At 47.3% G+C, this 17,097-nt stretch carries 12 protein-coding genes; 8 read left to right on the top strand and 4 right to left on the bottom strand.

Going from position 1 to position 17,097, the window contains the following annotated elements; all coding sequences use genetic code 11:
- Window positions 1-25: 25 nt before the first annotated feature.
- From C825_RS02215 to C825_RS02180, 8 genes are all read left to right on the top strand, one after another.
- The gene (locus C825_RS02215; protein WP_010801241.1) at window positions 26-1,642 is read left to right on the top strand and encodes a RagB/SusD family nutrient uptake outer membrane protein; all 1,617 of its coding nucleotides are present in this window, start codon (window positions 26-28) and stop codon (window positions 1,640-1,642) included.
- Between the two features lie 182 nt (window positions 1,643-1,824).
- On the top strand, window positions 1,825-2,742 hold the full coding sequence (locus C825_RS02210; protein WP_010801240.1) for a dihydrodipicolinate synthase family protein: 918 nt from the start codon (window positions 1,825-1,827) through the stop codon (window positions 2,740-2,742).
- Between the two features lie 5 nt (window positions 2,743-2,747).
- On the top strand, window positions 2,748-3,950 hold the full coding sequence (locus C825_RS02205) for an AGE family epimerase/isomerase (protein ID WP_010801239.1): 1,203 nt from the start codon (window positions 2,748-2,750) through the stop codon (window positions 3,948-3,950).
- Window positions 3,951-3,955: 5 nt separating this feature from the next.
- A complete protein-coding gene (locus C825_RS02200; RefSeq protein WP_010801238.1) occupies window positions 3,956-5,200 on the top strand; it encodes an MFS transporter in 1,245 nt (414 codons plus the stop codon).
- Window positions 5,201-5,263: 63 nt separating this feature from the next.
- Window positions 5,264-6,886 carry a sialidase family protein gene (locus C825_RS02195; protein WP_044215030.1) on the top strand — a complete coding sequence of 541 codons (1,623 nt, stop codon included), beginning with the start codon at window positions 5,264-5,266 and terminating at the stop codon, window positions 6,884-6,886.
- A gap of 5 nt (window positions 6,887-6,891) precedes the next feature.
- Window positions 6,892-8,901 carry a family 20 glycosylhydrolase gene (locus tag C825_RS02190; RefSeq protein ID WP_010801236.1) on the top strand — a complete coding sequence of 670 codons (2,010 nt, stop codon included), beginning with the start codon at window positions 6,892-6,894 and terminating at the stop codon, window positions 8,899-8,901.
- 15 nt (window positions 8,902-8,916) lie between these two features.
- Entirely contained in the window at window positions 8,917-11,025 is a 2,109-nt protein-coding gene (locus C825_RS02185) for a GDSL-type esterase/lipase family protein (RefSeq protein ID WP_010801235.1), read from the top strand.
- A gap of 4 nt (window positions 11,026-11,029) precedes the next feature.
- Window positions 11,030-12,259 carry a cyclically-permuted mutarotase family protein gene (locus tag C825_RS02180; protein WP_010801234.1) on the top strand — a complete coding sequence of 410 codons (1,230 nt, stop codon included), beginning with the start codon at window positions 11,030-11,032 and terminating at the stop codon, window positions 12,257-12,259.
- A gap of 377 nt (window positions 12,260-12,636) precedes the next feature.
- On the opposite strand, the gene C825_RS02175 is transcribed toward C825_RS02180, so the two are convergent.
- The 4 genes from C825_RS02175 to C825_RS02160 form a co-directional block, all read right to left on the bottom strand.
- On the bottom strand, window positions 12,637-13,380 hold the full coding sequence (locus tag C825_RS02175; RefSeq protein WP_010801233.1) for a TIGR02757 family protein: 744 nt from the start codon (window positions 13,378-13,380) through the stop codon (window positions 12,637-12,639).
- Between the two features lie 3 nt (window positions 13,381-13,383).
- Window positions 13,384-14,085 (bottom strand): DNA alkylation repair protein, encoded by a 702-nt coding sequence (locus C825_RS02170; protein WP_009860529.1) that lies wholly within the window; start codon window positions 14,083-14,085, stop codon window positions 13,384-13,386.
- Window positions 14,082-15,044, bottom strand: coding sequence for a 2-hydroxyacid dehydrogenase family protein (locus C825_RS02165; protein WP_010801232.1), 963 nt, complete (start codon window positions 15,042-15,044; stop codon window positions 14,082-14,084). The genes C825_RS02170 and C825_RS02165 overlap by 4 nt, the downstream gene beginning before the upstream one ends.
- Window positions 15,045-15,160: 116 nt before the next feature.
- A complete protein-coding gene (locus tag C825_RS02160; protein WP_009860527.1) occupies window positions 15,161-17,080 on the bottom strand; it encodes a discoidin domain-containing protein in 1,920 nt (639 codons plus the stop codon).
- Between the last annotated feature and the right edge of the window lie 17 nt (window positions 17,081-17,097).

Below are 17,097 nucleotides of genomic sequence, written 5' to 3'. Positions count from 1 at the left end.
AATAATAATTTAAAGTATACACAATATGAATATCTTAAAATCAACAATACGATTCGGTGTTCTGGCGACAACAGTTTATCTGTGTAGCGCTTGTGATGCACTTGACTTGTCGCCTATCGACTATTACGGTAGTTCGAATTACTGGACAAAGCCGGAGCATATCATAGGATATATGGACGGACTCCATAAAAACCTGCGTGACAAAACATACCAGCACCAGTTTATTTTCGGTGAAGTCCGCGGTGGTTCCAATGTGGAAACATTAGCCATAGATGGCACCAGTGTATCCGACCAAGGACTGAAACTACAGAAACTTTCAGCCGTTACTTCAGGCGTAAGCAAATGGGGAGAATTATATGGTCTCATAGCTAATATCAATATTTTCCTTCAAAATACGAAAGAAGCCACTTATATGTCGGATGCCGACAAGGCTTATTACCTGGGCCAGGCCTACGGCTTACGGGCTTTCCACTACTTCGATTTATACAGGACTTACGGAACAGCCCCGTTGCAACTGGACCCGAACAAAGTCGTAAACGGAAATTTCAATCCGGAAGATTTATACGAAGGCCGTGCAAGTGGTTCCGCCATGATGGCACAAATCAAATCAGACCTCGAAGAATCATTGAAATATTTCGGAGACAACAATTCCTTCGACCCATCCAACAGAAGCAACAAGAAAGCCTATTGGTCAAAGGCTGCTACCGAATGCCTGATGGGAGAAGTATATCTCTGGAACGCAAAAGTGTCGACCGATGACAATCAGGCCAATGAAGCAGATCTGGCAATAGCCAAAAATCATTTATTGAATGTTGTCAACAATTACGGTTTGTCGTTGCAAGAGGATTTTACCAATGTATTTTCCTCCACAAATAAAGGTAATTCCGAAATCATTATGGCTGTACGATACACTGAAGGTGAAGCGGCTAACAGCTATACCAGTTTCATGTACAATTACCAAACCGGACAATTCAAAACAATCGGTTATAATAGCGAAGATGGTGTTCTGATGGGCGATACTCTTCAGGTTGGGACCACCGCGCAACAACGACATGAGTTTAAAAAAGAGATGTTCCTGAAATATGATAAAGCAGACAGTCGTCGCGATGCTACATTTCTGGCAGCTTATTATCAGGTTTCCGACGAACATCCGAACGGAGAACTGGCCGGTACTTTTTTAAGGAAAATAATGGGACATTTCAATGTAAGCACTAACCAGTACGTATGGGATGCGGATGCTGTTATTTACCGTTTACCTCTCGTCTACCTGATGCTTGCCGAAATTGAGAATATGCAGAATGGCGATGTGGCTAAATATATCAACATGATTCGCGAACGCGCGTATGGTAATAATTGGGATATTAGCAAGTACGGTTATGTAAATGCGGATTTCACAACGAACGAACTGGCAATCCTCAACGAAAAAGATAAAGAATTCGTTGGAGAAGGACAGCGTTGGTGGGATGTACGGCGTATGACCCTCACCAAAGGAGGCAAACATTTAGTATTCTGTAAAGAAGGGAGCATCGGAACAACCGAGCCTATCCTAAGCGAAGCAGAGTCATATAAAGTGCTTTGGCCCATTGAAACAGAAATGTTGAACAAAGACCCCAAGCTGGTTCAAACACCAGGTTACGAATAATCTATTTCATCTAACTGTTACCTGTAAACCGACCTGTTTTTATCGACAGCCGGTTTACAGGTAACTTTATACACCATCTAGCACAAATTATTTCATATCGCTACAGCAATTATTAAATTATTTTATTATATTTGCCTCATATTTAAAATAACACACATAACAACTATTAAATACTGCGTACCATGGAAAAGATTAAAGGTCTGATTGATGCCCCTTTTACTCCGTTTTATGAAAATGGAGAAGTGAATTACGAACCCATTGAAGCCTATGCCAAACTTTTAGCCAACAACGGTTTGAAAGGTGTTTTCATCAACGGCTCATCGGGCGAAGGCTATATGCTGACGGAAGAAGAGCGTATTAAACTGGCCGAAAGATGGATGGAAGTTGTGCCGGAAGGGTTCAAAGTAATCGTACATGTAGGTAGTACTTGTGTAAAGACCAGCCGCAACCTGGCTGCCCACGCACAAAAGATCGGAGCATGGGGGATAGGCGCCATGGCTTCTCCGTTCCCTAAAGTAAACCGTGTGGAAGAACTGGTGAAATATTGCGAAGAAATTGCTTGCGGGGCACCGGAACTGCCTTTCTATTATTATCATATTCCGGCATTCAACGGCGCATTCCTTTCAATGGTAGATTTCTTAAAAGCTGTAGACGGACGCATCCCTAATTTCGCAGGAATCAAATATACCTATGAAAGCCTTTACGAATATAACCAGTGCAGGTTATATAAAGACGGCAAATTCGACATGCTTCACGGACAGGACGAAACTATTCTGCCCTGCCTGGCTATGGGTGGCGCACAAGGCGGCATCGGCGGAACAACCAACTATAACGGTAAGGAGCTGGTCGGCATCATCACAGCCTGGGAAGCCGGAGACCTGGAAACAGCCCGCGAAAAACAAAACTTCTCACAGGATGTGATTAACGTAATCTGTCATTACCGCGGAAACATCGTAGGAGGCAAGCGTATCATGAAACTGATTGGTCTGGACCTGGGCAAAAACCGTACACCGTTCCAGAATATGACCGATGCCGAAGAAGCGGCTATGAAAGCTGAACTCGAAGCTATCAATTTCTTTGAAAGATGTAACAAATTCTAACGACTATGGAAGCAAAAACAAACATATCCCAACCGGCAGAATATCTGGGTTACTGGGAAGAAACATACAAAAACGACCTCGTGAACGATGTCATGCCTTTCTGGCTGAAATACGGCATCGACAAAGAGAACGGCGGTTATTTCACCTGCCTCAACCGGGACGGTTCCCTGATGGATTCGAACAAATCGGTATGGTTTCAGGGACGTTTCGCTTTCATCCTGGCCTATGCCTACAATCATATAGAGAAACGTCAAGAATGGTTGCAGGCTTGTAAGAATGGCATTGATTTCATCGAGAAATATTGCTTCGACACGGATGGCCGCATGTTTTATGAGGTGACGGCAACCGGCGTTCCGGTCCGCAAAAGAAGATATGTCTTTTCCGAAACTTTTGCCGCTATCGCCATGGCGCAATATTCCATCGCATCGGGAGACAAAAGCTATGCGGAGAAAGCAGTCAACCTCTTCAAACAAGTCCTTCATTATAAAAATACACCGGGATTGCTTGAACCTAAATTCCGCGAAGGCTTCGTCGCCAAAGGGCATTCCTTATGCATGATACTGATTGATACGGCTGCCCGCATCCGCGAAGCTATCGACGATGAAATACTGACAAAACAGATAGACGAGTCCATCAGCGAACTCCGTCGCGACTTCATGAAGCCGGAATTCAAAACAATCCTCGAAACAGTCGGACCGAATGGCGAATTCATCGACTCCATCCCCGGACGAACCATCAATCCGGGCCATTCCATCGAGACAGCCTGGTTCATCCTGGAAGAAGCCAAGTACCGCAACTGGGACCCGGAATTGAAAGAAATGGGACTGACTATCCTCAACTGGGCCTGGGAATGGGGCTGGGACAAAACATACGGTGGAATCACTTATTTCAAAGACTGCAAGAACCTTCCGCAGCAAGAATACTGGCACGATATGAAATTCTGGTGGCCGCAATGCGAAGCCATCATCGCCACACTTTATGCCTATGAAGCTACCGGCGACAAGAAATACCTTGAAATGCACCGGAGGATTAATGAATACACATACGCCCGTTTCCCGGACAGGGAATATGGGGAATGGTACGGCTATTTCCATTATGACGGGACATTGTCACAGCCGGCCAAAGGTAATATGTATAAAGGCCCGTTCCACATCCCCCGGATGCTTCTGAAATGTAACCTGCTTTGTAAAGAAATGCTTTCAAAATAAACGATATGAGCAATAAGAAAATCTATCCCTGGGTAGTTGTCGGCCTGTTGTGGGGCGTAGCCTTACTGAACTATATGGACCGGCAAATGCTCTCCACCATGAAAGACGCGATGATGATAGACATCACCGAACTGGAATCGGCAGCCAACTTCGGCCGCCTGATGGCCGTGTTCCTGTGGATATACGGATTCATGAGCCCTGTAGCGGGAATGATAGCCGACAGGGTAAACCGCAAATGGTTGATCGTCGGCAGCCTGTTCGTCTGGTCGTTCGTCACGCTGATGATGGGTTATTGCACCACTTTCAACCAGATTTATTTCCTGCGCGCCCTCATGGGGGTAAGCGAAGCCTTGTATATCCCGGCAGGATTGTCGCTGATAACCGATTACCACCAGGGGAAAACCCGTTCGCTGGCAGTAGGCATCCACATGACCGGTCTTTACACCGGACAGGCTTTAGGCGGTTTCGGTGCGACAGTGGCAAACGCCTTTACCTGGGAAACGACTTTCCACTGGTTCGGGATTGTCGGTATTGCATACAGTGTGATTCTTATTCTGTTCCTGAAAGATAAAAAAGACCATATCGTTCATAAAATCAAAGAGGCGGGTGCTGCCGTCGAGAATCCGGTGAAAGGGGCTCTCAAAGGGATGGGTATGTTATTTACGAACATCTCTTTCTGGATTATCCTGCTTTATTTTGCTACACCGAGTCTACCGGGCTGGGCTACCAAGAACTGGTTACCGACATTATTCTCCGAGAATCTGTCAATCGACATGTCGGAAGCAGGTCCGTTATCAACGATTACAATCGCTTTATCTTCGTTTATCGGAGTCATTGCAGGCGGTATCTTATCTGATAAATGGATACAGACCAACGTACGCGGCCGTGTTTATACCGGAGCTATCGGACTGGCATTGACCATTCCATCGCTGTTATTGCTCGGTTTCGGACATAACTTCCTGATGATTGTAGGCGGAGGCTTGTGTTTCGGTATCGGTTTCGGTATCTTTGATGCCAATAATATGCCGATACTCTGCCAGTTCATCTCACCACGTTACCGGGCTACGGCTTACGGTATCATGAATATGACCGGTGTATTTGCCGGGGCAGCCATTACAGACCTGCTGGGCAGATCGACAGATGCCGGCAACCTGGGGCACGACTTTGCCATGTTGGCAGGACTTGTCGCAATCGCTTTACTCATTCAGATTTGCTTCCTTCGACCGAAAGTGGCAAATATGACGGATTAGTTGAAAATAATATGATTATATTTGACTCAGTATTTAACAAACAACACATATAGAACAATCACCATGAAAAAAAGCATCTTTTATCTCTGTCTTCTATTCATCGCACAAACCGCCTTTGCAGCAGACAGCTTGTACGTAAGGGAACAGCAGATTCCTATTCTGATAGACCGTACGGACAATGTACTGTTGGAAATGCGTATTCCCGCTCAGAAGGGAGATGTATTAAATAATTTCACACTCCAATTCGGAGAAGAGACGAACCTGTCTGACATAAAAGCCGTACGGTTATTCTATAGCGGCACGGAAGCACCGTCCAGGGAAGGTACGCACTTCAACCCGGTGACATACATTACCAGTTATACACCGGGCAAGACACGGGTAGCGAACCCTTCTTATTCTGTCAAACAAGATGAAGTTACCGCCCCGGCAAAGACAATCAGGCTGTCTTCCAAACAACCAATGATTAAAGGTCCCAACTACTTCTGGGTAAGCATCGAAATGAAACCGGAGACCTCTTTATTGTCGAGAGTATCCTTCACGATGCCGGAGGCCACCATCAATAACAAACCCGCAGCCATCGAATGGAAAGGGAAAGCAGAAACACCCCGTCGCGTAGGCGTCGGCGTACGCCAGGCAGGCGATGACGGCTCGGCAGCCTTCCGTATCCCGGGACTGGTTACGACCAACAACGGCACGCTTCTCGGCGTTTACGATATCCGTTACAACAGCAGTGTCGACTTACAGGAAATGGTCGACATAGGCGTGAGCCGCAGTACGGACAAGGGACAAACCTGGGAGCCGATGCGCGTAGCCATGACCTTCGGTGAAACCGGCGGTCTGCCTCATGCACAAAACGGAGTAGGTGACCCGTCCATCCTGGTAGACGAAAAGACAAACACCATCTGGATTGTTGCCGCCTGGACTCACGGAATGGGTAACGGACGCGCCTGGTGGAACTCCATGCCGGGCATGACTCCCGATGAAACGGCCCAATTGATGCTTGTCAAGAGCGAAGATGACGGAAAGACTTGGAGCGAACCTATCAACATCACTTCGCAGGTGAAAGACCCTTCCTGGTATTTCCTGTTGCAGGGTCCGGGACGCGGCATCACCATGCAGGACGGCACGCTGGTTTTCCCCATCCAGTTCATCGACGCGACACGTGTACCGAATGCAGGCGTGATGTACAGCAAAGACCGTGGCAAAACCTGGCATCTGCATAACCTGGCACGCACCAATACCACCGAAGCACAGGTGGCAGAAGTTGAACCCGGCGTGCTCATGCTCAACATGCGCGATAACCGTGGCGGCAGCCGTGCCGTAGCCGTTACCAAAGACCTGGGCAAGACCTGGACCGAGCATCCTTCAAGCCGCAGCGCCTTACAGGAACCGGTCTGTATGGCAAGCCTCATCAAAGTGGATGCGAAAGACAACATCACCGGAAAGAAACTGTTATTGTTCTCCAATCCGAACACTACGAAAGGACGCAACCATATCACGATCAAAGCCAGTCTCGACGGTGGTCTGACCTGGCCGGCAGAACATCAGGTATTACTGGACGAAGACGAAGGATGGGGATATTCCTGCCTGTCCATGATCGACAAGGAAACAGTCGGTATCTTCTACGAGTCAAGTGTGGCACACATGACCTTCCAGGCTGTCAAACTAACAGACCTGATTAAATAAATACGATGAAACAAAAGCTGTTCATAACGTTCATATTATGTGTATGGATACCGGTGGCCTATGCTGCCGGTATTCCGCACTTGCTTCCCTGGCCGCAACAGGTAGACTGGAACAAGCAAACGTTTTCCGGAAAAGAAATCGCCCTCCTGGCGGAAGGAAATACGGAGCAGATGGTTACGGCCTGGTTGCAGGAGAATAACATCGGCATCAACCCCACCAGCAAACACAAATTACAAATAAAACTTGTAAAAGAACTGCCGGAAGCAAAGCTGAACGCAAACGAAGCCTATAAACTGCAAGTATCCTCCCAGGGTATCACCATCGAAGCCACCACGGAACAGGGAGTGTACTGGGCCATCCAGACCCTTCGCCAACTAACGGAAAAGAAAGGAAACAGAGCCCATATCACGGGATGTCGGATTACAGACTGGCCTGCCTTCCGTATCCGCGGATTCATGCAGGACGTAGGCCGCAGTTATATCTCCCTGGAAGAACTGAAACGGGAAATAGCCATTTTATCCCGTTACAAAATCAATGTTTTCCACTGGCATCTCACCGAGAACCAGTCCTGGCGCCTGGAAAGCAAAGTCTTTCCGATGATAAACGACAGCATCAACACAACCCGCATGCCAGGCAAATATTATACCCTGAAAGAGGCCAAAGAACTCGTTTCTTTCTGCAAACAACACCAGGTGATGTTGATACCTGAACTCGACATGCCCGGGCACAGTGCCGCTTTCGAACGGACCTTCCGCCACAACATGCAAAGTCCGGAAGGGATGAAAATACTGAAACTGCTCATAGAAGAAGTCTGCGAAACATTCGATACGCCTTATCTGCATATCGGGACCGACGAAGTGGAGTTCACCAATTCCCGGTTTGTGCCGGAGATGGTCGCATTCGTCCGGTCGAAAGGCAAAAAAGCAATCTCCTGGAACCCTGGCTGGCACTACCAACCGGGTGAAATAGATATGACACACCTGTGGAGTTACCGGGGAAAAGCCCAATCGGGAATACCGGCCATCGACTCCCGTTTCCATTATCTGAACCATTTCGATACCTTTGCCGACATCCGTGCTTTATACAACAGTACCGTCTACGGGGATACCGAAGGTAGCGATGATATGGCAGGTGTCATCCTGGCCGTCTGGAACGACCGCCTGGTACAACCGGAAGAAAACATGATACGGGAAAACCACCTGTATCCCAACATGCTCGCCATAGCCGACCGTGCCTGGCGGGGAGGAGGCTACGAATACTTCGATAAAGAAGGGACCAACCTGTCTTCCGAAGACAGCCGCGCATACACTTCCTTTGCCGAATTCGAACAACGAATGCTCTGGCATAAAGAGCATCATTTCAAAGGTTATCCGTTTTCATACGTAAAACAGACAAACGTGAAATGGCGCATCACCGACGCATTCCCCAATAACGGCGACCTGAATAGCGTGTTCCCGCCCGAAACAGCCTTGCAAAACAGCTATACCTACGACGGGAAAACCTACGAAACAAACGAAACGATCGGTGCCGGAATCTATCTGCGCCACGTATGGGGCACACTCGTTCCCGGCTTTTACAAAGACCCGAAAGAAAACCATACCGCTTATGCCTGGACCTGGGTATATTCGCCCAAAGACCAGGAAGCAGGGGCCTGGATAGAATTCCAGAACTACGGCCGTTCGGAAATGGACCTGGCGCCACCGCAGGGCAAGTGGGACTACAAAGGTAGTCGCGTATGGCTGAACGACCAAGAACTGCTTCCGCCGGAATGGACTGCGACCCATACCGTAAAATCGAATGAAATCGCGCTGGGGAATGAGAACTGTGTTGCCAGGGAACCACTCAGAGTACACCTGCAAAAGGGATGGAACAAGGTTTTCCTGAAACTTCCCGTCGGAAAGTTCACGCTTCCCGAAGTCAGGCTAAACAAATGGATGTTCACATTCGTCTTTGTCACCCCGGATGGTGAAAAGGCGGTAGACGGCCTGGTCTATTCACCGGATAAAAAGAAATAAACAGACTATCATACAATGAAAAAAACTCTTTTACTATTATGCCTGTTACTTTGCACAACTGCCTACGGTCAGAATAAGATTAAGGTAGCTTGTGTAGGTAATAGCGTGACATACGGTGCAGGCATAGAGAACCGGGAGGTCAATTCTTACCCGGCTCAACTGCAACGCATGCTGGGAGACGACTACGAAGTGGTGAATTTCGGTAAAAGCGGTGCCACGCTGCTCAACAAAGGACATCGCCCTTACTGCGAGCAGGAAGAATACAAAGCGGCACTCGACTTTGCCGGCGACAGGGTAGTCATCCATCTCGGACTGAACGATACCGACCCACGCAACTGGCCCAACTACCGGGATCATTTCGTGAAAGACTATCTTTCCCTGATAGCGTCGTTCCGCAAAGCTAATCCGGATTGTCGGATATGGATTTGCCGGATGACCCCCATCTCACACCGGCATCCGCGTTTCAAATCGGGTACCCGTGACTGGTACTGGCTGGAGCAGGAGACAATCGAAGAAATAGCCCGGCTGGCCAACACCGGACTGATTGACTTGCAGGAAGGCCTGTACAACCGCCCTGACCTGTTACCCGATGCCCTTCATCCGAACACGGAAGGAGCCGGTATCCTCGCCAAAACGGTTTACGGGGAACTGACCGGCAACTACGGAGGTCTCCGTATGCCTGCTACGTACTCCGACAATATGGTCTTACAGCGGGAAAAACCTTTACTCATCTCCGGGACTGCCAATGCCGGTGAGAAAGTAACCGTGCAGATTGCCGGACAAAAGAAAGAGTCTGTAACCGCCTCCAACGGCAAATGGTCTGTCACGCTCGACCCGTTACAGGCAGGAGGTCCTTATGAACTGACCATCGAAGCCTCGCCCGCCACTGAAAAGAAAAGCAAAAAGAAAGCACCGGCTTCACAGAAACTGACCTATAAAGAGGTACTGGTCGGCGAAGTATGGCTCTGTTCCGGGCAGTCCAACATGGCTTTCCGGGTAGACGAACTGGCAGACAGCCAGCGTAAGGAACTACTCGAATATGCGGACAGCCAGCCACAGATACGTCTCTTCAATATGCAGCCCCGCTGGTATACGAATGCGGTGGAATGGGACATTTCTGCCATGGATTCCCTCAACCGCCTGCAATATTACCACGACACCCGGTGGACACCATGCAACGAACAGACAGCCGATAAGTTCTCGGCCGTAGCCTTTGCCTTCGGACGGATGTTGTCGGACAGCCTGCAAGTTCCGGTCGGACTCGTCCTGAATGCCATAGGGGGGTCGGGTACCGAAGCCTGGATAGACCGGAAAACACTGGAATTCGAATTTACCGATATACTGTACAACTGGACACAGAACGACTTTATCCAGGACTGGGTACGCGGTCGTGCGGTTCTCAACACGAAGAAATCATCCGACAAACTGCAACGCCATCCGTATGAGCCTTGCTATCTGTACGAAACGGGAATCCAGCCATTGCAACAATATCCGATCAAAGGAGTCATCTGGTACCAGGGCGAATCGAATGCCCAGAATATCGAAACACACGAACGTTTGTTCCCGTTGCTGGTGGAAAGCTGGCGCAAAAACTGGGGAGAAGAGTTTCCGTTCTATTACGTTCAGCTATCGAGCATCGACCGTCCGAGCTGGACCTGGTTCCGCAACAGCCAACGTGAACTGATGGAGACGATTCCGAACAGCGGCATGGCCGTCAGCAGCGACCGGGGAGATTCGTTGAATGTGCATCCGGTATACAAACGCGAAATAGGGGAACGCCTGGCCCGTTGGGCACTCAACAAGACATACGGACATGCACTCACTCCGTCAGGTCCTTTATTCCGTTCAGTCGAATTCAGGGACAACGCCACCTACATCACCTTCGATTATGCCGACGGCCTGCACACCTCCGACGGGCAGCCGATACGCACATTCGAAATAGCGGAACACGACGGGTTATTCTTCCCCGCCCAGGCCGAAATAATCGATGGAAAGGTGATAATCCGCAGTGAGAAGGTTACGAATCCGAAGCTGGTCCGCTACGGCTGGCAACCATTCACCCGTGCCAACCTGGTCAACAGCGATGAACTCCCGGCTTCAACATTCAGGACAAAGAAACAATAGTATCATGCACAACAAATCCATATTAACCGGATGTCTTCTCCTGCTGGCAGTCATGTTAGCCGGATGCAGTCAGCCACCAACATCTAAACCGAATCATATGATTACCTGTACCTGGAATAAACTACCCGATTTGCCGGGCATGGCAGACACCGCCTCATTAGGGGTTTCAGCCCCTTTTGTCGGCATCAGTAACGGAATACTGCTGGTTGCCGGCGGTTGTAATTTCCCCGACAAACCGGTCACCGAGGGAGGAGCCAAACGATATTACAGCGATATATTCGCCCTCGACCTTTCAGACAAAAACGCCCAATGGCAGAAAGCCGGTAACCTGCCTCTTCCAGTTGCCTACGGAGCCTCCGTCACGACGCCGGAAGGTATCGTCTGCATAGGGGGAAACAACAGCACCGATTTTTTAGCCGATGTCTATCTGCTGTCCATGTCCAGGTCCGATGAAAAGGCACACATTTGCAAATTGGATACACTTCCCGTATCGATGGATAATCTTTCTGCGGCCTATATCGACCACACGATCTATGTAGCCGGAGGAAATGAGAACGGGAAACCTGGTCATAGCTTCTATTCAATGAAACTGAACAAAAACCTCGATGGAAACTGGGAAAAACTGCCGGACTTCCCCGGTCAGACGCGCCTTCAACCGGTCTTAGCCGCCCAACAGTCGGCCGACGGAGTACGTATTTACCTGTCGAGCGGCTTTCAGCCTGTTTCCAAGGATGCGTATGGAAAGGATGTAGATGCAATTGTCTCTTCAGATATGCTCTCATACCATCCGGCTACAAAAAGTTGGACTACGGAGACTAAATTGCCTTCAGTCAAGGGCCAAGTCTGGCGTACCTTCACCGGAGGTTGCGCAATTGCTTACGGCGACAGTTCAATCCTACTTATGGGCGGCGTCAACTACGGCCGTTTCTTAACAGCCCTCAACCGTTCCATCTATATGGAGCGGGCCGAAGAAAGATTAGAGTTCGAAGGACTCGAAAGGCTGATAAAAGAGGGAAAAGAGTACATGCATTATCCGGTGGAATGGTACAAATTCAATACATTCCTCTTACAATACAACACATTTACCAAAGAATGGACCGAGCAGGGAGATTACGAACAGTTAGCCCGTGCCGGGGCAGGAGCCGTATTGAAAGGTGACAGCCTGATCATCGTCAACGGTGAACTGAAGCCGGGTATCCGGACACCGCAGGTGAATTGCGCAGAGATTAAATAGTTCTACATAAAGTTTCTGGAAACAATCTGCCATCTGTCACCTCTTCCCATAAACTACGATCAATCAACAAATATAAGGTTGCAGATACATTCTTTTCATCTGCAACCTTATCTGTCATCAGCCACCAACACAGATGCTCCGGGTAAGAACTAACCCGAATATAGTATACAACTAACTTCAAAGTAATAAGGAACTAGCCCGAAAGTCCTTACCCACTAAAACTACCCTGTACAGGATAATCGATCAGGGTGTACAGGATAGTTACGCAAGGTGTACACCTTAATAAGCCAGGGTGTACAGGGAATAATACAAAGTCATGACCCGAGGATTAGTTTCTCCCTTAATTGACGCTAAAAGATGCCAGGGTTGGATATAGTTTACCTCCGGTTTATATCATACCCGAACAAAGCGAAATCCCCCAGACACGGGTCATCAGGGAATACCTTCTTTAAGGCTTCGGTAATCTCGACGGCGGTTTTGAGGGTAGCATTCTTTTGCTCAGTCAATCCCAGTTCCAGCGAAATCTGATGGACGTGGGTATCTAAAGGGATGATTAACTCATGCGGTTTGATGGCTGTTTCCCAGATGCCGAAGTCGACAATACCATCTTTCCGGACCATCCACCGGAGGAACATGGCAAGACGTTTACAGGCAGACGTCCCCGTCAGTACGGGAATCCCTTCGATTCCTGAGAAAATATCCTGTATCTTTGTCACCGGATTCGGATAAGGGCTGGCAGACAAAGCATCTTCCAGCGAGTCATATTCTTCATAAATACTTTTCAGCCGGTCGCACAACTGACGTAGATGGGAGTAGGTGTAGAAACGGTAAAAAGTATCTCTCTTACCGAGTTCTACCGAATTTCCCGCCAAGTTCTTATATCCTTCATTCCTAATCCAACGGTAAGGACTAAGGCCCATTGCATCATGCAGTTCGTTCGCTTTCCGGAGGATTAGTTCCCTGCGTCCGTAAGAAATCCAGGAGGTAATAAAAGCAGACACCTCAATATCCCTTTTCTCCGTGTACCGATGGGGAAACTGGACAGGATCGTCCTTGATAAAACCGCTAACATTATATTCATTCGCCCACCGGCGGAGTTTTTCTTTTATTTCTTCATTCATACATTACTTCTTCTTCAGGAAATACTGCCGTTGTTCCTCCGGATAATGTTCGATGGCATAACGGAGAGCTGTGCGGGGGAGGCGTGTAGCGTGTTTTTCGAGAAAGTCGGTTAATGTTTCCCGGTCTTTTTTGCCGACTTCGCGGAGCATCCAACCCACCGCTTTATGCATCAGGTCATGTGTATGCGTCATCAGCTTTTCTGCCAATGCCAATGTATCGGTATATTCGCGGTTACGGATGAAAGTGACGGTAGAAACCATAGCAATCCGCTGCTCCCACAAACAGTCGCTATCCGCCAGTTCATATAATCGGGTGCGGTCTTTATCCAGCAGGTAAAGGCCTACCAGATGTGGGCAGGTAACGTCTACCAGGTCCCAGTTATTGATGCGCCGGGCATTATCCAGATAGAAATCATACAATTTCTTACGGTCGGCCTCAGAGGCCTTCTTGAACTGCTCGACCGCAATCAGCAGGGCACAAAGGCGAGCTTCATGGTATTCACTTTCAATCAATAGCTGCAACTCGGATAAAGGCGTCTGCTTATTCGCTTTTGCAATACTGCGGGTGAGGGGAACGACCAGCCCGAGAAACACATCTCCTTCGGCATACTCACCGGGCCCCGTCTTGAAAAAACGTTGCAGGAAAGCGGCCTTCTCCGGATTCGCCACCGAGAGAAGTTCGCTCAACACAAAAGCTGCCGTCATGGACGCATGACGCGTGACACAGGACGGTCGCCTTCCAGGAATCCGATTACGTTGTTGCAAACGGTACGTGCCATAACGATACGTACATCCATCGTCTGCGTGCCGATATGAGGCGTCAGTACCACATTTTCCATTTCCAGCAATTCGGGCAGCGGATAGTCGCCAAATTCAAATACATCCAGTCCGGCGCCATGAATCGTTCCGTCCTGCAAGGCCTTTACCAGCGCATGTTCGTCCACCAGCGGGCCACGGGCGGTATTAATCAGGATAGCCGACGGTTTCATCTGCTTCAGTTCCGCTTCGCCGATGATATGGTAGGTATCGGGAGTATAAGGAGCATTCAGGGAGACAAAATCGGACTTCGCCAACAGCTCTTCCTTAGAGACGTACATCACATTCAGTTTCGTCTCTTCCTCCACGTAAAGTGGGCGACGGTTATGGTAAACCACTTCCATACCGCAGGCATTCGCACGTTTGGCCAACGCTTTTCCGATACGTCCCATGCCGATGATACCGAGTGTCTGTCCGGTAATATTCACGCCGAGATTTTCGAGTACACCCACCTTCATCTCTTTGCCGAGCGTACGCAGTTTGCGGTCGCATTCGGTGATACGGCGGGCGGTATCGATCATCAGTCCCAAAGCCAGGTTGGCGGTAGGGGCGGTGACGGGGTCGGGAGTATTGGCTACGGTGATACCTTTTTCCAGGCAATACGCCACATCTATATTATTATAACCCACCGCGTAGTTGGCTACCAACTTCAGATTCGGGGCATGGTCGACCAGTTCCTTATTCACCGGAAAGTCGAACATGGAACATAGAACATCGTATTCCGGAATCATTTCCAACACTTCTTCATAGGTGAAATCTCTTCCTTCGGGAAAAGTCACGTCATAATTGCTTTCCAGCTCGGTGAACCCTTCGCGGAACATGTCGTAGGTTACTAATATCTTTGCCATAAGTCTTTACGTTTTATTATTCAGGCAAAAATACAAATCTATTGTTAATTAATTCCTATTTTTGTCCATATTCTCCACTCACAATGAGGAATGAGTCTCTTATATATCGTTACATTTCACAAATCAACCGTAAAATACTGTTTTCCATCCTTATAAATAAAAACCTGTTCCTCACGCCCTTTAGTCCGGTCACGTAACCATAACAATGCATTATCCGGTACGCGATACTCCAGTTCCCATCCGGTTGCTGTTTGAACACCGAGTGTTTTCCATCCATTTATTCCATCCTGGTAGAAAAGTTCATATTCGTCTCCCGGCCAAACATAATTATCATCATTACGTGGAAAGAAAATAAATCTTTTGACAGCTGTGGTTTTTTCCATATCAAAAACAATTGAACGATTGACATCAAGAGTTCGAAAATAGGTAAGAATATTTCCATCTATACAATTTTCCTGCGCATGCATAGGATCGGGTAAATCCACAATGTGTAAAGGAACTGCTTGCCTACAGGCCGTATCACTATAAACAGTTATTTCTGCTAATTCCAAAGGTCTATACAATGGAGATACATAGCGTATGTACCTATACTTTTTATCCAAATTATATGATTCCAATACATTATAATGTGTGGGCAACGTATCATTAAACTGGTACAACAATTCGGCATCAGCAAAAGACAGCTGATTGGCACCTTCTATTTTTGCTCCGATAATATTCTTATATAATCCTTCCTTGATCTTTTTTACCATTGACATTTTTCTTTTTAACAAGGCTGTTTTCCAAGAAACAGTATTTGGTTCCAAATAATGTACTCCATTTTCCCTATAAATAAATGGATATCCGGCAGGTTGATGATGGATGCCATCCGATACGAGTGGTTGATAAATAATATTCGGCTCAATATTCTGAAAAACGGCTTCTCCTCCCTTATTTCGTGCGATATCAATAGGAACCCATCCCTCCGGACTGAAGACGCCTAAATAGACATAAGGTTCTTTCTTATTCTGAACCTGAATACATACTTCATTTTCAAAGAAATATTTTGTCACATCTTTTATGAAACGATTTCTAAATAAACCGGGCACTTTTTCATCTGCTGTAATTCCGGGGAATCGTTCCTCTTGTAATCCGTAACAAAAACGATATATTTTTCCTTTCTTCCTTCCATCCGTATTTTTCCTATTCCGTTCAGCAGCCTGTTCGTTCATCGCAAACGGAATAAATAAGCCTGTAGTATCAAGCAGACAGTTCCATTCATGGCTTCGTTGATATTCCGGAGAATAAACGAAAAAGTCTGCCGTAACCGGAATGCCACACGACCGCATGGCGTAAATAGTAATATCCGAGGCATCCCGACAATAGCCTACCCGATGATAAAAAAGAAAGTCTGCACTTTGATGGGGCAAAGAAAACTCTGTACTCCAAACACAATTAACCCAATTCAAACTAATATTTATAATCTTTAAAGCCTCCAATACATCATTTCCCTGATAAACAGTGTCAACCATTGTCGAGTAATAGTCATGGTATAGCTTTCTCCACGACGATAGCGGTTCATCACCTATTCGATAAGGAAGAATATATTCGCAAAAATCATCAAACCCGACATGTTTGTTCCAAGGATATCGTTTCCAAACATCAAAAGCCAGATCTATATTTTCTATCAGATAATCAGCAGTAATAACATGACAATCATATACTTTCTGCAATGAATTAAAAGAAACATTTTGCCATTTTTGCACGACATCTTTGTTAAAGAATCTATCTTTGGCTCCTTGTACCAATACCGGTTTAATTGAATCCAATTGCCATCCTTTATAGCCATACCATCGTGGCATGTTTCTGATCAAAAACCGTGCAGCTTCCAGTTTCTCCGGTTCATCAGTATAATTAGACAATACCTTTTCCAATTCACCACGGTTACTTCCTGCAAAAACAAGAGCTTGTTCCAAACGTCGGTCGTCTGGAGAAGAACAAGCTGTAAGGATAAAGGACAAGATTAAGATTGTTTGTAAAAATAGCGGATGTTTCATTGATAATCTATAAAAAA

It is taken from the genome of Parabacteroides sp. ASF519, assembly GCF_000364265.2.
Taxonomy (GTDB): domain Bacteria; phylum Bacteroidota; class Bacteroidia; order Bacteroidales; family Tannerellaceae; genus Parabacteroides; species Parabacteroides goldsteinii.
This window is presented reverse-complemented; position numbering and strand designations above follow the sequence as displayed.

Bases quoted from the DNA above. Each gene is read 5' to 3' on its own strand.
- C825_RS02180 (WP_010801234.1), top strand. From the start codon at position 11,030: ATGCACAACAAATCCATATTAACCGGATGTCTTCTCCTGCTGGCAGTC.
- C825_RS02170 (WP_009860529.1), bottom strand. From the start codon at position 14,085: ATGACGGCAGCTTTTGTGTTGAGCGAACTTCTCTCGGTGGCGAATCCG.
- C825_RS02175 (WP_010801233.1), bottom strand. From the start codon at position 13,380: ATGAATGAAGAAATAAAAGAAAAACTCCGCCGGTGGGCGAATGAATAT.
- C825_RS02200 (WP_010801238.1), top strand. From the start codon at position 3,956: ATGAGCAATAAGAAAATCTATCCCTGGGTAGTTGTCGGCCTGTTGTGG.
- C825_RS02185 (WP_010801235.1), top strand. From the start codon at position 8,917: ATGAAAAAAACTCTTTTACTATTATGCCTGTTACTTTGCACAACTGCC.
- C825_RS02160 (WP_009860527.1), bottom strand. From the start codon at position 17,080: ATGAAACATCCGCTATTTTTACAAACAATCTTAATCTTGTCCTTTATC.
- C825_RS02215 (WP_010801241.1), top strand. From the start codon at position 26: ATGAATATCTTAAAATCAACAATACGATTCGGTGTTCTGGCGACAACA.
- C825_RS02210 (WP_010801240.1), top strand. From the start codon at position 1,825: ATGGAAAAGATTAAAGGTCTGATTGATGCCCCTTTTACTCCGTTTTAT.
- C825_RS02165 (WP_010801232.1), bottom strand. From the start codon at position 15,044: ATGGCAAAGATATTAGTAACCTACGACATGTTCCGCGAAGGGTTCACC.
- C825_RS02190 (WP_010801236.1), top strand. From the start codon at position 6,892: ATGAAACAAAAGCTGTTCATAACGTTCATATTATGTGTATGGATACCG.
- C825_RS02205 (WP_010801239.1), top strand. From the start codon at position 2,748: ATGGAAGCAAAAACAAACATATCCCAACCGGCAGAATATCTGGGTTAC.
- C825_RS02195 (WP_044215030.1), top strand. From the start codon at position 5,264: ATGAAAAAAAGCATCTTTTATCTCTGTCTTCTATTCATCGCACAAACC.